The sequence below is a fragment of the Micromonospora auratinigra genome (assembly GCF_900089595.1).
GTDB classification, from domain to species: domain Bacteria; phylum Actinomycetota; class Actinomycetes; order Mycobacteriales; family Micromonosporaceae; genus Micromonospora; species Micromonospora auratinigra.
In genome coordinates this window covers 5,905,227-5,919,812 of sequence record NZ_LT594323.1, presented here as the reverse complement: position 1 = coordinate 5,919,812, position 14,586 = coordinate 5,905,227, and the positions used below count along the sequence as shown (strand labels likewise).

General features: G+C 74.8%; 14 protein-coding genes and 1 tRNA gene. 3 read left to right on the top strand and 12 right to left on the bottom strand.

Annotation, left to right across the window (positions count from 1 at the left end):
* Nucleotides 1–36 precede the first annotated feature (36 nt).
* A complete protein-coding gene (locus GA0070611_RS27025; RefSeq protein ID WP_091670407.1) occupies nucleotides 37–1,299 on the top strand; it encodes an acetyl-CoA C-acetyltransferase in 1,263 nt (420 codons plus the stop codon).
* A gap of 40 nt (nucleotides 1,300–1,339) precedes the next feature.
* Entirely contained in the window at nucleotides 1,340–2,809 is a 1,470-nt protein-coding gene (locus GA0070611_RS27020; protein ID WP_091670402.1) for a CYTH and CHAD domain-containing protein, read from the top strand.
* Between the two features lie 120 nt (nucleotides 2,810–2,929).
* Here the strand turns inward: GA0070611_RS27020 and GA0070611_RS27015 are convergent, their stop codons facing one another.
* The 4 genes from GA0070611_RS27015 to GA0070611_RS27000 form a co-directional block, all read right to left on the bottom strand.
* Complete coding sequence (locus GA0070611_RS27015; protein WP_091670399.1) at nucleotides 2,930–3,250, bottom strand: hypothetical protein; 321 nt, start codon at nucleotides 3,248–3,250, stop codon at nucleotides 2,930–2,932.
* An 83-nt stretch (nucleotides 3,251–3,333) separates the two neighbouring features.
* A complete protein-coding gene (locus GA0070611_RS27010; RefSeq protein ID WP_091670396.1) occupies nucleotides 3,334–4,092 on the bottom strand; it encodes a Bax inhibitor-1/YccA family protein in 759 nt (252 codons plus the stop codon).
* A 123-nt stretch (nucleotides 4,093–4,215) separates the two neighbouring features.
* A complete protein-coding gene (locus GA0070611_RS27005) occupies nucleotides 4,216–5,049 on the bottom strand; it encodes a Bax inhibitor-1/YccA family protein (RefSeq protein WP_091670393.1) in 834 nt (277 codons plus the stop codon).
* Nucleotides 5,050–5,160: 111 nt separating this feature from the next.
* Nucleotides 5,161–5,241: transfer RNA gene (locus GA0070611_RS27000), tRNA-Leu, on the bottom strand.
* Nucleotides 5,242–5,344: 103 nt separating this feature from the next.
* Here GA0070611_RS27000 and GA0070611_RS26995 point away from each other — a divergent pair.
* Nucleotides 5,345–7,177, top strand: a complete 1,833-nt coding sequence (locus GA0070611_RS26995) for a hypothetical protein (RefSeq protein ID WP_231921235.1) — start codon at nucleotides 5,345–5,347, stop codon at nucleotides 7,175–7,177.
* A 160-nt stretch (nucleotides 7,178–7,337) separates the two neighbouring features.
* Here the strand turns inward: GA0070611_RS26995 and GA0070611_RS26990 are convergent, their stop codons facing one another.
* From GA0070611_RS26990 to GA0070611_RS26955, 8 genes are all read right to left on the bottom strand, one after another.
* Nucleotides 7,338–8,666: an NAD(P)/FAD-dependent oxidoreductase gene (locus GA0070611_RS26990; protein ID WP_091670385.1), complete on the bottom strand. Its 1,329-nt coding sequence runs from the start codon at nucleotides 8,664–8,666 to the stop codon at nucleotides 7,338–7,340.
* A 102-nt stretch (nucleotides 8,667–8,768) separates the two neighbouring features.
* Nucleotides 8,769–9,329 carry a hypothetical protein gene (locus GA0070611_RS26985; RefSeq protein ID WP_167604512.1) on the bottom strand — a complete coding sequence of 187 codons (561 nt, stop codon included), beginning with the start codon at nucleotides 9,327–9,329 and terminating at the stop codon, nucleotides 8,769–8,771.
* Nucleotides 9,330–9,414: 85 nt separating this feature from the next.
* Nucleotides 9,415–10,779 carry a DUF58 domain-containing protein gene (locus GA0070611_RS26980; RefSeq protein WP_091670378.1) on the bottom strand — a complete coding sequence of 455 codons (1,365 nt, stop codon included), beginning with the start codon at nucleotides 10,777–10,779 and terminating at the stop codon, nucleotides 9,415–9,417.
* The gene (locus GA0070611_RS26975; RefSeq protein WP_091670373.1) at nucleotides 10,779–11,780 is read right to left on the bottom strand and encodes an AAA family ATPase; all 1,002 of its coding nucleotides are present in this window, start codon (nucleotides 11,778–11,780) and stop codon (nucleotides 10,779–10,781) included. Before GA0070611_RS26975 ends, GA0070611_RS26980 begins: the two co-directional genes overlap by 1 nt.
* Nucleotides 11,780–12,361 carry a hypothetical protein gene (locus GA0070611_RS26970; RefSeq protein ID WP_091670370.1) on the bottom strand — a complete coding sequence of 194 codons (582 nt, stop codon included), beginning with the start codon at nucleotides 12,359–12,361 and terminating at the stop codon, nucleotides 11,780–11,782. Before GA0070611_RS26970 ends, GA0070611_RS26975 begins: the two co-directional genes overlap by 1 nt.
* Nucleotides 12,358–13,104, bottom strand: coding sequence for a DUF4129 domain-containing protein (locus GA0070611_RS26965; RefSeq protein ID WP_091670367.1), 747 nt, complete (start codon nucleotides 13,102–13,104; stop codon nucleotides 12,358–12,360). The genes GA0070611_RS26970 and GA0070611_RS26965 overlap by 4 nt, the downstream gene beginning before the upstream one ends.
* Before the next feature lie 20 nt (nucleotides 13,105–13,124).
* Complete coding sequence (locus tag GA0070611_RS26960; RefSeq protein WP_407940393.1) at nucleotides 13,125–13,865, bottom strand: uracil-DNA glycosylase; 741 nt, start codon at nucleotides 13,863–13,865, stop codon at nucleotides 13,125–13,127.
* Nucleotides 13,858–14,544: a dienelactone hydrolase family protein gene (locus tag GA0070611_RS26955; RefSeq protein ID WP_091670360.1), complete on the bottom strand. Its 687-nt coding sequence runs from the start codon at nucleotides 14,542–14,544 to the stop codon at nucleotides 13,858–13,860. Before GA0070611_RS26955 ends, GA0070611_RS26960 begins: the two co-directional genes overlap by 8 nt.
* Nucleotides 14,545–14,586 lie beyond the last annotated feature (42 nt).

Sequence of the window (14,586 nt, the reverse complement as noted above, 5' to 3'; positions counted from 1 at the left end):
TACCGCGACAAGTTACCCGCGGGTTAACGTTGGTTCATGCCGATTGAGTCGCCCCGCGACGCCGTCATCGTCGCCACCGCCCGGTCCCCCATCGGCCGCGCGTTCAAGGGTTCCCTGCGGGACGTCCGCCCGGACGACCTCGCCGCCACCATCGTCCAGGCCGCGCTCGACAAGGTGCCCGGGCTCGACCCCACCACCATCGACGACCTCTACCTGGGCTGCGGTCTGCCCGGCGGTGAGCAGGGCTTCAACATGGCCCGGGTGGTGGCCACCCTGCTCGGGCTCGACGGCCTGCCCGGCGCCACGCTGACCCGCTACTGCGCCTCCTCGCTGCAGACCACCCGGATGGCGATGCACGCGATCCGGGCCGGTGAGGGCGACGTCTTCATCTCCGCCGGCGTCGAGACCGTCTCCCGGTACGCCCGGGGCAACTCCGACACCCTGCCGCCCGAGGCGCAGGCGCTGGTCGGCGGCGGTTGGGAGAACCCGCGCTTCGCCGAGGCGCGGCAGCGCTCCGAGGCGCGCGCCCAGGCCGGTGCCGCGGTGTGGACCGACCCGCGCGAGGCCGGCCAGCTCCCGGACATCTACCTGACCATGGGGCAGACCGCGGAGAACCTGGCCCAGGCGTACGACATCACCCGCGAGGACATGGACGCCTTCGGGGTACGCAGCCAGAACCTCGCCGAGAAGGCGATCGCCGACGGCTTCTGGGCCCGGGAGATCACCCCGGTCACCACGCCCGACGGCAGCGTGGTCAGCACCGACGACGGCCCGCGCGCCGGGGTGACCCTGGAGGCCGTGGCCGGCCTGAAGCCGGTGTTCCGTCCGGACGGCCGGATCACCGCCGGCAACTGCTGCCCGCTCAACGACGGGGCCGCCGCCGTGGTGGTCATGAGCGCCCAGCGGGCCCGCGAGCTGGGCCTCACTCCACTCGCGAAGATCGTCTCCACCGGCGTCACCGCGCTCTCCCCGGAGATCATGGGCCTGGGGCCGGTCGAGGCGTCCAAGCAGGCGCTCGCCCGGGCCGGGATGACCATCGACGACGTCGACCTGGTCGAGATCAACGAGGCGTTCGCCGCCCAGGTGATCCCCTCCTACCGGCAGCTCGGCATCCCGGAGGAGAAGCTGAACGTGATGGGCGGCGCGATCGCCGTCGGCCACCCGTTCGGCATGACCGGTGCCCGGATCACCGGCACCCTGCTCAACGCCCTGGAGTGGCACGACAGGACCATCGGTCTGGAGACCATGTGCGTCGGTGGCGGCCAGGGCATGGCGATGGTGCTCGAGCGCCTGAACTGAGGCCGGTTCGCCGGGCCGGGGGCCGGGTACGGTCCGCGCCATGGCGACCGTCGTGGAACGCGAACGCAAGTACTCCGGCGACGAGGGTTTCCGGCTGCCCGACCTGACCGGGTGCGGTGGCGTCGTGACGATGTCCGACGCCACCGCCCACGACCTCGACGCGGTCTACCTGGACACCCCGGACCTGCGGCTGGCCCGTGGCCGGTGCGCGCTGCGCCGGCGCAGCGGCGGGCCCGACGCGGGCTGGCACCTGAAGACCGGCGCGGCCGGCGGCGCCCGGACCGAGTACCAGTTCCCGGCCGGGCCGGACGACGCCGGCCCACCTGCCGAACTCGTCGCCCTGGTCCGGGCCGCCGCCCGGGGCGGACCACTGGCGCCGGCCGCACGGGTGCGTACCCGCCGCCGGGAACGCCGCCTGCTCGACGGGGCCGGGCGGATCCTGGCCGAGGTCGCCGAGGACAGCGTCGAGGCCGAGGACCTGGTCAGCGGCGAACGGCAGGCGTGGCACGAGCTGGAGGTCGAACTCGTCGACGGCGACGAGGCGCTGCTCGACGCGGTGCAGGACCGGCTGCGCGCGGCCGGGGCCCGCCCGGTGCCGGTCTCCAAGTCCCACCGGGCGCTCGCCGGCCGGCTCGCCGCCGCCGACCCCGGACCCACCGATCCGGTACGCGCACACCTGGCCACCCAGCGTGACGCGCTGATCGCCCGGCATCCCGGGGTGCTCGACGGTGACCCGGACGCGGTGCACGACATGCGCGTCGCGGTCCGCCGGCTCCGCTCCACCCTGCGTACCTTCCGGGGGTTGTGGGACCGGCGCGAGGGCGAGGAGGTGCGGGCGGAGCTGCGCCGGCTGGGTGGCCGGCTCGGCCCGGTCCGCGACGTCCAGGTGCTGGCCGCCCGGCTCGACGCGGCCGTCCGGGCGGAACCCGACGAGCTGGTGCTCGGGCCGGTCGCCGCCCGGCTCGCCGAGCGGTTCGCCGCCGAGCTGGCCACCGCCCTCGACGAGCTGCGCGCGGCCCTCGACTCCGACCGGTACACCGCGCTGCTGCGCCGGCTGGACGGCCTCGCCGAGGGGCCGACCGCGCGGCGCGCGGACGAGCGCTGGATCGCCCGCCGGGTCCGGCGTGCGGTGACCCGGGCCGACCGGCGGCTGGACCGGGCGCTCGCCGCCGGTGGCGAGGACGTGGCGCTGCACGAGGCGCGCAAGGCGTACAAGCGGGCCCGGTACGCGGTCGAGGTGCGGGAGCCGGCCGTCGGGAAGCCCGCCACCCGGCTGCGCCGGCGACTCAAGCGGCTCCAGGACGAGCTCGGCGCGCACCAGGACTCGGTGGTGGCCCGGGACGCGCTGCGCCGGGCGGCGCTGGCCGCGTACGCCGACGGGGAGAACACCTTCACCTACGGGCTGCTGCACGCCCGGCAGGCCGACTCGGCCGAGCGGGACGTGCCGGCGCTGCGCCAAGCGGCGCGCCGGGCCCGACGGCGCGAGGTCCGGCGCTGGCTGACGCGGTGAGGCCCCGCCGCGGGCGTCGGTGTCCGCGCGGCGAGCGTCCGGCCTGAGCGCGGCGCGGCCGGTCAGCGCGGCCCGTCGGGCCAGGGCGCGGCGCGGCCGGCCAGGGCGCGGCGCGGCCGGTCAGAGCGCGGCGCGGGTCGCGGTCACCGTGCCGGCCGCCTCGGCGAGCACCGGCTCCGGCGCGCCGGCCGCCACCAGGTCGGCGGCGACCACCCGGAGCTGGTCGGGCAGGGCGAGGTCGCTGCCGAGCCGGGGCACCTGCCGGCGCGGCTCCCCCTCGGCGTCGGCGGCCAGGTTGGCGATCTCCTGCACCAGCTTGTGCACCAGGTCGGCCCGGGACACGTTGCCGCCCTCGGCCGGCGCCGACCAGCGGGGCTGCTGCCAGTGCCCGACCTGACGGACCAGCAGCTCCACCGCCCGGTCCAGTTCCGCTGCGCTCATCGCGGCCGAGTCTACGACGGCTCCGGGCCGCCGCGCGGCGCAGCCGCCACCGTCACCTGCCGGTTCCGGGTCGCGCCGAGCGCTCAGCGGCGCACGTAGCTGAGCAGGCGCAGGACCTGCCAGTACAGGAAGATCAATCCGACCAGCAGGCCGAAGGCGCAGTACCAGGCGTAGCGGCGGGGCAGGCCGGCCCGGACCGAACGCTCGACCAGGTCGAAGTCGAGCACGAAGCTGAACGCCCCGGCGATGATCGCCACCACCGAGAAGACGTACGGCAGCCAGCCGACCTGCCCGCTCAGGCTGTAGGCGGTCACCCCCTGCCGCCCGGTGAACAGGTAGGTGACCAGGTTGACCAGGCCGATCGCGAGGATCCCGACGAGGGTGCCGAGGACGAAGCGGGCCAGCCGCGGGGTGGCCCGGACGATCCGCGCCCGGTAGAGCAGTGCCATGCCGAGGAAGACGCCGAAGGTGCCGACCACCGCCTGCGCCACGATGCCCGGGTAGATCAGCTCGAAGGCCCGGCTGGCCACCCCGAGCAGCAGCCCCTGGAGCACCGCGTACCCGGCGATCAGCGCGGGATTGGTGATTTGCTTCAGGGAGATGACCAGCACCAGCACGAGGCTGGCCAGCGCGCTGCCGGCCAGCGCCGCCGGCAGCCAGCCCGCCGCCGGCACCAACGCCCAGGCGAGCGCCGCCGTGACGCCGGTGAGCAGCAGCAGGCCGACCGTGCGGCTCACCACGTCGGCCACGGTCATCGCCTCGACGGCGCCCACGCCGAGCACCCGGCGTTCCGCCCGGCCGACGTCGTCCAGCCGGTCCAGCACCGGATTGGCACTGCGCACCGCGACCTCCTCGCCGACGTACCCCCGCTGACCACTCTGCCCCGGGCGGCCCGGCGGCGACGGGAAAACGGCGACGCCCGCCGCCGCGGTCGCGGCAGGCGGGCGTCGTCGGGGTACGACGGGTCAGTCGTCGCCCTGGAAGTAGCTGAGCAGGCGCAGGAACTCCAGGTAGAGCCAGACCAGGCCGACCACGATGCCGAAGGCGGCCGTCCAGGAGTAGCGCTGCGGCAGGCCCATCCGGACGCCCTGCTCGATGTTGTCGAAGTCGAGCACGAAGCTCAGCGCGGCGACCACGATGCAGACCAGGCTGAACCCGATGGCCAGCGGCCCACCGTCGCGCAGGTGGGTGTTGATGCCGAAGAGCGCGAGCACCAGGTTGATCAGCATGACCGCGAAGAGGCCGCCCATCACGGCGATCATGATGCGGGCGAACTTCGGGGTGGCCCGGATGGCGCGTGCCTTGTAGAGCATCGCCATCAGGAAGAAGACGCCGAAGGTCGCCACCACGGCCTGGATCACGATGCCGTTGTAGAGGCTCTCGTAGAACTTGCTCACCGCGCCGAGGAAGACACCCTCGACGACGGAGTACGCCACCACCAGCGCCGGGTTGGCCATCCGCGAGAACGAGATGATCAGGCCCAGCACCAGGCCGACGATCGCGCCACCGATCCAGGCCGCACCGAGCAGCTGGTCCGGCAGGAGCGCCCAGGTGGCCGCGGCGGTCACGCCGAGGATGCCCAGCAGGGTGACCGTCTTGACGACCACGTCGTCGACCGTCATCGGGGTCACGGTGGGCGGCGCGGCCGGGTAGCCGGGGCCGGCCGGGTACTGCTGGTAGGGCTGGTACTGCGGGGGATATCCGGGCTGACCGTACGGCCCGGGCTGGGCGTACCCGGCCGCCCGCTCGCGGTTGGCCGCCTGGCCGAGCCGGGCGAGCACCGGGTTCGAGGTCTTCACTTTCTCAGGCCTCCCTCAGGGGGTCGATGCACGTGAACGTGCACCCTCCAGGGTAAACGGGACCCGCACCCGACCGCCGGGTGCCAAGCTGTGGGAAACCTGAGAGTCTCGTGCCCGGGGCGGGGGTCGAACCCGCACGCCTTGCGGCAGCCGCTTTTAAGGCGGCCGTGTCTGCCGTTCCACCACCCGGGCGGGTGACACCGGCGCGCCGACACGCGGCGGTGCAGGTCTCACCGTAACCGTTGCCCGGCGGCCCGGCGTACCCCGTGCGGGCCCCGCCGTTATGGTCGAGGCCGTGACCAGCACCGCCCCCGCGGCCCCCGGGCCCGAGCCCGGCCGGACCCTGCTCGCCGACCCGCCGGCCGTCCGGCCGGCCCGGACGGGCCGGCTGCTGACCACCGTCGTCCGGCACCGCGCGGACCTGTTCGTCGCGCTGCTCTTCGTGCTGCTGGCCGGGTGGCTCACCCACGGCCTCTGGCCGGCCCCGGGACAGCGGACCCTCGCGCTCAACCCCGCCGACCAGACCCTCTACGAGTGGTTCCTCGCCGTCGACTCGCGGGCCCTGCGGGGCGACTTCGGCCTGCTCACCGACCGGCTCAACGCGCCGGACGGGGTCAACCTGCTGGCCAACACCTCGGTGATCGCGCTGGGGGTGCTGTTCGCCCCGGTCACCCTGCTCTGCGGCGCCCCGGTCAGCTTCGCGCTGCTGGTCGCCGGGAACCTGGCCGGCACGGCGGTCGCCTGGTACCTGCTGTTCACCCGGACGCTGGGGGTCCGCCGGGCCGCCGCCGGGCTCGGCGCGGCGCTCTGCGGCTTCGGTCCCGGCATGGTCTCGCAGAGCAACGCCCACCTGCACATGACCGCGCAGTGGCTGGTGCCGCTGATCGTCTGGCTGGTGGTCCGGCTGCTGCGGGCCGCCGACCCGGCCGGTCGGGACGGGCCGGACCGCCGCCGGTTGGTCGGCTCGGCCGTCGGGCTGGCCCTGGTGGTGATCGTGCAGGTCTTCGTCGGCGAGGAGGTGCTCTTCCTCACCGCGCTCACCCTGCTGGTGCTGGCCGTCGCGTACGGGCTGGCCGACCGGGCGCTGCTGCGCCGGGCCCTGCCCGCCTTCGCCGGCGGGCTGATGCTGGCCGCCGGGCTGGCCCTGATGGTGCTCGCGTACCCGCTCTGGCACCAGTTCGCCGGGCCGCAGGGGGTGCACGACGGCATGTTCAGCCCGGACTACTTCTCCGCCGACCTGACCAGCTGGACGACCCTCTCGCCGCTCGCCGTGCTGGGCAGTGCCGCCTCGGCCCGGTTGACCACCGGGCCGGCCGAGTACAACGCCTTCCTCGGCTGGCCGCTGCTGCTGGTCGTGGTCGGCTGCGCCGGCTGGCTGGGGCGCCGGCCACTGGTCGCCGCCTGCGTGACCGGCGGGGTGGTGACGGCCCTGCTGTCGCTCGGCCCCGAGGTGGTGGTGGCCGGCGAGCGGACCGGGGTGCCCGGCCCGTACGCCCTGCTGGCCGGGCTGCCGGTGGTGGACGGGGCGCTGCCGATGCGGTTCGCGCTGGCGGTGCTGCCGCTGGCCGGGACCGTGCTCGCGCTCGCCGTGGACCGGGCGCTGGCCGAGCGGGGTCGGGCCCGGCGGCTGGTGCCGTTGGCGGTGGGCGCGGCGCTGTTGAGCGTCCTTCCCGCGCCGCTGCCCACGGTCGACCGGCCGGCGCTGCCCGAGTTCGTCAGCGGCGGCCACTGGCGGCAGTGCGTACGCCCCGGCGGGGTGCTGGTGCCGGTGCCCCCGGCCACCCCGGGGGAGCCCTGGCCGATGCGCTGGGGCACCGCGGCGAACGCCGCCTTCGGCATGCCGGAGGGCTTCTTCATCGGCCCGTACGGCAGGGACGGCTCGGCGGTGATGGGCACCTACAAGCGCCCCACCTCGGCCCTGCTGGCCGACGTCGCCAAGCGCGGGGTGGCCCCGGCGATCGGCGACCAGCAGCGCCGGCAGGCGGCCCGGGACGTGGCCTTCTGGGATGCCTCCTGCGTGGCCGTGACCGACGACGCGCCGCACGCGCAGACCCTGCGCCGCACCCTGGAACAGCTCTTCGCCCGCCCCGGCACCCGCGTCGCCGACGCCTGGACCTGGCGCTTCTGACCCCGCGCGCGCCCACGCCCCACCCCGCCCGCCCCGCTGATTCACGGAAAGAGTGGCCATCCGGCGCTGGATGGCCACTCTTTCCGTGAATCAGTGCGGGGGCGCTGGCGCGACGAGGGCCCCGCCCGCGGCAGCGGGAGGGGCCCTGTGTCGAACGGGATCAGCGGGCGGCGCCGACCGGGGCGGAGGCCTCGACGAACTCCTCGCGCGGGTCGTGCAGCTGCCCCAGGGCAACCACCTCACGCTTGAGGAAGAACGCCAGGCTCCAGTCGACCACGACCCGGACCTTGCGGTTGAACGACGGGATCCGCGACATGTGGTACGTCCGGTGCATGAACCACGCCGGCCAGCCGGTCATCTTCACGCCGTAGACCTGCGCGACGCCCTTGTGCAGGCCGAGGCTGGCCACGCTGCCGGCGTGCTTGTGCTTGTAGTCGACCGGCTCGCGGCCGCGCACCACGTTCGCGATGTTGTCGGCCATCCGGGCGGCCTGCCGGACCGCGTGCTGGGCGCTCGGCGAGCAGAAGTTGCCCGGCTCCTTGGTCAGGTCCGGCACCGCGGCGCAGTCACCGGCGCTCCAGGCGCCCTCGATCACCCGGTCGCCGTCGACCACCTGGAGGGTGGGCAGGCAGGTGACCCGGCGGCGCTCGTCGCGCGGGAAGTCGGTCGCGTCAAGCATCGGCGACGGCTTGACGCCGGCCGTCCAGACGATGGTGTCGGCCGGGAAGCTGTCCCCGTCGGAGAGCTTCACCACGCCGTCGACGCAGGACTCCAGGCGGGTGTCCAGCCGGATGTCCATGTCCCGCTTCAGCAGCTGCTGCACCGTGTAGGCGCCCATGTCCCGGTCGACCTCGGGCAGCACCCGCTGGGTGGCCTCGACGAGGACCCAACGCATGTCCTTCGGCTCCAGCTCCGGGTAGTAGCGCAGCGCGTCCCGGGCCATGTCCTCCATCTCGGCCAGCGCCTCGATGCCGGCGTAGCCGCCGCCGACGAAGCAGAAGGTCAGCGCCCGCCGCCGCACCTCCGGGTCGGTCGTGGCAGCCGCCACGTCGAGCCGGTCCAGCACGTGGTTGCGCAGGAAGATGGCCTCACCGATGGTCTTGAACCCGATGCCCTGCTCGTGCAGGCCCGGGATCGGCAGGGTGCGGGAGACCGAGCCGGGGGCGACGACCACGTGGTCGTACTGGATCTCCCGGGTCGGGCCGCTGATCGGCTGCACGATCGCGGTCTTGCGGTCGTGGTCGATCCGGGTGACCGTGCCGGCCACCACCGTGCACTTGCGCAACTCCCGCCGCAGCGGCACCACCGCGTGCCGGGGCGAGATGTTGCCCGCCGAGGCCTCGGGGAGGAACGGCTGGTAGGTCATGTGCGGCTGGGGGTCGACGACGATGACCTCGGCCTCGCGACGGCTCAGCTTCTTGGACAGGCGCAGAGCGGCGTACAGGCCCACGTGCCCGGCACCAACGACAAGGATCCGCTTCGGATTCACGTCATCTATCTTTCCCCGGGCGGCTCGGCTAATCCCGTCCGAGACCCCCATCTGTGACGGAGCACAACCCCTGTGACCTGCGCAACGCGCGTCGGTGTCCCACTATCTGCGCCGCATCAGCCAGGCCAGCAGGGCGCTCAGACCCACCGCCACCAGCAGTCCGGCGACGGTCGCCGCCTGCGACGCACCGTCCCCGCCGATGCCGCCGAGCCACGCCAGCACCACCCCGAGCACCGCGCTCGCCAGCACCACCCCGCCGGCCCGGCCCAACCACCGGAGCACCAGGTCCGGGTCGACCACCGCGTCGTAGGGCAACAGCGCGGCGAGCGCGCAGAGGGTGTGCGCCAGGTAGAGCAACGTCGCCACCGTGAGCAGCCGCCACAGCGCCGGCGGCCGGTCGAACCCGAGGGTGGCGAGCAGCCAGCCACCGACCGTCACCAGCGCGGTGAAGGTGGGCCAGACCCGGCGCGGCGCGACGGCCGGCAGCGCCGCCACCACCGTCAGCGCCAGCAGCGCACGCGGCACGAAGGCCTGCACCGGGTACGCGACCAGCAGACCGACCAGCACGGTGAGGAAGATTCCGGCGCGGATCAGCAGCGGGGTCGGACTGATCCGGCGCACCGCGAACCGGGCGGCCCGCAGCCGCTCGTTCAGCCCCGCCATCAGCTCGTTCACCGGAGCCAACCTTCGCTCACGACTGGCCCTTCGTTCGCGACTGCGGGACTCCGCTGCGCTGCGTTCCTCGCACTCACCGGCCACCGACCCTCGGGGCCGTCGCCAGCCGGGCCACGTCGCGCAGCACCTGGTCGAGGCTGCCCGCGCCGGCCCAGCCCACCACCGGCACGCCGTGCTCCCGGAGCTGGCCGATCATGGTGTCCCGGTCCAGCCGCCACAGCCGGTACGCGACTTCCGCCCAGTCCCGGTCCTTCGGGGTGGGCAGCTCGGTCGGCAGGGTGTCCACCGCCACCACGAACCGGCCGCCCCGGGCCATCCGGGCCAGCATCTGCGCCGAGCGCTCGTCGAGCAGCGGGGTGAGCACCACCACCAGCGCGTCCGAGGAGAGCAGCTGCGGACCGAACACCTGGTCGTACGGCTCGTGCGGGGAGGACTCGGCCTGGACGTCGAGCAGCCACTCCAGCACGGTCAGGTACTGCCGGCGACCGGTGGCGGGGCGCAGCCGGCGGGCGGCCGGACCGTACTCCAGCAGCGCCACCCGGTCGCCCCGGTGCAGGTAGTGCTCGGCGATCGCGGCCGCCGCCCGGACCGTGGTGTCCAGCACCGAGGCCGGACCCGCCACCCCGCCCGAGCGCCCCGCCTCGGCCAGCACGTCGAGCAGCACCACCACCTCGGCGTCCCGGTCGGAGAGGGTGGCCGCGACGTGCAACTGCCGGGCCCGCAGCGACACCCGCCAGTCGATCCGGCGCAGCCGGTCGCCGGGGCCGAAGACGCGTACCCCGGCCAGCTCGCCGCCCTCCCCCGGCCGGCGGGACCGGTGCCCGCCCACCAGGCCGGCGGCCCGGGGCATCGCCTCGACCGCCTCGAACGGCTCGGTGCGCGGGTAGACCCGGGTCCGTACCGGGTCGCTGAGCACCGCCCGGGACACCAGCAGCCCGTCGGCCACGGCCACCCGGGTGCCGGCCGGGCCGATCGGGTGCCGGCCCCAGCGCAGCGCCGTCCCGGTCAGGGCCACGTCCACGGCGGAACCGGGTGGCACGGACGTCACGAACGGCCGGTCGGCTCCGCCGGAGCGGCTGACGTCGACCCCCGCGCCACCGAACGCCGCCTTCTCCACCCGCAGCCACCGGGACATCCGGGTGCGTACCACCGCGACGTCGTAGGGCACGCCGTCGGAGTTGGCGACGGTGACGGCGGCCCCCATCGGGGAGCCCTCGACCAGGTGTTCGTCCCCGGCGCTCAGCTCCAGCTCGGGCAGGGTGGCGGGCCGGCGGCGCAACCCGTACGCGGTGCCCAGCGCGAACGGCGCGGCCAGCACCACCAGGTCGATCCGGCCGAGCAGCACGGCCGCGACGAGCAGCACCCCGGTGAGCAGCACGGCCCGGCCGAGCGCCCGGGTGGGCGCCCAGCCGCCGGTCGGCTCCAGACGGTCGGCCATCAGCGTCCGACGGACACGTGGCTGGGCAGCGCGCCGCTGGCCGGGGCGGGCGTGGACTCCAGCACCTCGCCGACCACGAAGGACGGGTCGACCCGGCGCAGCCACATCTCCGGCCGCAGCGTGATCCGGTGCGCCAGGGCGGGCACCGCCACCGCCTTGACGTCCTCCGGCACCACGTAGTCACGGTTGGCGAGCACCGCCCGGACCCGGGCCAGCAGCAGCAGCGCCAGCGAACCGCGCGGCGAGGCGCCCACCAGCGCGGACGGGTGCTCCCGGGTGGCCGCAGTGAGCGCCACGATGTAGCGGCCGACGGAGTCCTCGACCACCACCTCCTCCAGCGCGGCCTGCATGGCGCGCAGGGTGGCGGCGTCCACCACCGGCTTGATCTCGGCCTCCTCGCGGCGGCGGGCGATCCGTCGTTGCAGCACCTCCCACTCCTCGTCGTGGTCCGGATAGCCGAACGACACCCGCAGCAGGAACCGGTCGAGCTGCGCCTCCGGCAGCGGGTACGTGCCCTCGTACTCGATCGGGTTGGCGGTGGCGAGCACGTGGAACGGCTCGTCCAGCCGGTAGGTGACGCCCTCCACCGAGACCTGCTTCTCCTGCATCGCCTCCAGCAGCGCCGACTGGGTCTTCGGCGGCGTCCGGTTGATCTCGTCGGCGAGCAGCAGGTTGGTGAAGACCGGCCCCGCGCGGAAGCTGAAGTCGCCGCTGCGCTGGTCGTAGAGGAAGGAGCCGGTGACGTCGGCGGGGAGCAGGTCCGGGGTGAACTGGAGCCGGCGGAAGTCGAGCCCGAGGGCCTGGGCGAACGAGCGCGCGGTCAGCGTCTTGCCCAGGCCGGGCAGGTCCTCCAGCAGCACGTGGCCGCCGGCCAGGATGCCGGCGAGGACGAGCTCCAGGGCGTCCCGCTTGCCGACCACGACCGTGCCGACCGCGTCCAGCACCGCCCGGGCCAGCCGGCCCACCTCGGCGGGGGCCATGCTCCGGTCCACGTCGTTCATCACAGTTTCTCCAGTTCGGCGACGATCGCCGCGAGGTCGCGCGGCGTCGGGGGGCGGCGGGAGGGGGTGTCCAGGAACGTCCACAGGCGCTCCCCCAGGACGGTGCGGGCGCGGGCCGGATCGGATTCGCGGGTGATGCCGTGCCGCTGGCGCAACCGCTCGTCGGCCAGCTCACCGATCCGGGGCAGGATCACCTTGGTGAACCGCTCGGGTCGGGTGGCGGACCAGTCCAGCGGCACCCGCCAGCCGTTGATCGCGGTGCCGAGCGCGTCCCGGGCACCCCAGTTCCAGGTCTCCGGCTCCTCGCCGGCCGGGGCCCGGCCACCGGCGCGGGGCGGCGGCGGGGGCGACAGCTCCCGGGTCACCCGGCGGACCGCGAGGACCGCGAGGACGCCGGCCACCAGGATCCAGAGCGACAGTTGCAGGCCGACCGCCCGCAGGACGACCAGTACCACCACCACGATCGCGGCGGTGACCCCGAGCAGCCGGGGCAGCCAGCGCCAGCGACCGGCCCGGTCGTCAGCCGGCCCGTCGGCGGGCTCCTCGCCGAACGACAGCAGCTCGTCGATGCTGGTGCTCATGCCGGCGCCTCGTCCCCGCCGGTGGCCGCCAGGCTGGTCAGCTCGCCACGCAGCCGGCGCAGCGCCGCCCGGGCCTGGTCGCGCATCCGCTCGTCGACGGTGTGCGTGGCGTACCGGGCCTCGCGGTAGACGTGCGCGAAGCCGTCCAGCACGTCGACGCTGGCGATCGCCGGGACCCCGGCGGCCGGGTCGCCGGTGAGCAGCCGGCCGACCAGGTCGGTGGGGGTGTCGCCGGCCCGCCGGGGCACCCCGGCCTCCTCGGCGGCCTCCTCCAGCCGGACCCAGCAGGCGATCACCGCGGTCCGCGGGTCGGTGGCCCGGTCGTCCAACTCCTCCAGGCCGGCGTCGAGCGCGGCGACCACCTCGCGGGCGGTGCCCTCGGCGGTACGCCGGGTCCGCTGCGTCGGCACCGCGCGGGTGGTCCGGCGCAGCGCCCCGCCGAGCACCGTCCACAGTACGTAGCCGACGACGACGAGGGCGCCGAGGACGAGCACCGCGAGGGCCGTCCAGAGGATCCACCGGGGGATCTCGCCGGAGGTGGCCGGGCCGGCGTCGCGCGGTTCGACCGGGATCGAGGCGGCCGGCTCGGCGGTGGGGTAGTCCGGCACGTACGGGATGGTGTCGGCGGCGGGCGGGATGCGGCTCGCGCCCACCGAGGAGTGCCCGGCGGCCAGCGCCGCGACCCCGAGCAGCAGGATCACCGCAGCGACCGGCCACCACCTGCGCAGCACGCCGAGGTCCATCCCACCGCCCCACGCATTCCTCAGTCCACCCCGGCCAACTGCTTCGCCCGGGCGAACACCGTGTCCAGCATCTGCGGGGTCAGCCGACCGGTGAAGGTGTTCTGCTGGCTGACGTGATAGCAGCCGAGCAGCTCCGGCGCGGACCCGCCGGACCAGTGTGCCCCATGGCCGAACGCCGGGCGCGGCGTGGGCGGGCGCTGCCCGTACACCGCGCGCACCACCGGCCACCAGGCGGCCCAGGCGAACGCGCCCAGCGCGACCACCACGCGCAGCGTGGGCCGGATCAGCGTCACCTCGCGGTGCAGCCAGGGCGCGCAGGTGTCCCGTTCGGCCGGGGTGGGCTTGTTGTCCGGCGGGGCGCAGCGCACGGCGGCGAAGATCCGGGTGTGCCGCAGGGCCAGGCCGTCGTCGGCCGCGACGCTGGTCGGCTGGTTGGCCAGGCCGGCCCGGTGCAGCGCGGCGAAGAGCACGTCCCCGGAGCGGTCACCGGTGAAGATCCGCCCGGTGCGGTTGCCGCCGTGCGCGGCCGGCGCGAGACCGAGGATGCCGATCCGGGCGTCGGCCGGGCCGAAGCCGGGGACCGGTCGGCCCCAGTACTCCTGGTCCCGGAAGGCCGCCCGCTTCGTGCGGGCGACCTCCTCGCGCCAGGTGACCAGGCGCGGGCAGGCGAAGCAGTCGCTCACCGCGCCGTCGAGGTCGGCCAGGTCGGTCGCCCGCGCGGCGCGGGCGACCACCTCGGCGGGGGTACGCGGCTCAGCCAAGCCGGGCCCGGAAGAGTTCCAACGTACGGGCCCAGGCGGTGGCGGCCGCGCGCTGGTCGAAGTGCTCCGGCCGGTCCTCGTTGAAGAAGGCGTGCGCGGTGCCCGGGTAGTCGTAGGTCTGGCAGGTGCCGCCGGCCGTCTCGATGGCCCGGCAGACGCTCTGCACGCCGTCGGCGGCGGAGAGGCCGTCCGCCTCGGAGCAGTGGATGAGGGCGGCCTTGCCGGCGTAGTCGGTCCAGTCGGTGCGCATGTCGTCCCAGGGCAGCCGGGGGTAGAAGCCGGCGGTGGCGACGATCCGCTCGGAGAACGTGCCGGACCAGAGGGCCAGGCTGGCACCGGCGCAGAACCCGGCGCAGCCGACCTTGCCGGCGACCTCGGGGCGGCCGGCCAGGTACTCGGCCGCGGCGGCGATGTCGGTGGCCGCCTCGTCCATCTGGGTGCTGTTCAGCATCTGGCGGGGCTCACTCGGCTTGCTGGCCGGCCCGCCGTGCCGGAAGTCCGGCGCGAGGGCGACGAAGCCGGCGTCGGCGAAGCGGTCCACCACGGCCCGTACGTGGGGCACCAGACCCCACCAGTCCTGGATGACGATGACCGCCGGGCTGGCCGCACCGCCGGAGGGTATCGCGAGATACCCCTCGCTCGTCCCCCCGTTGCCGGTGAAGCTCACCATCTCGCCCATTGGCCCGTCCTCCTAGCGGTCAGTCATCGTTGGCTGGTCGCC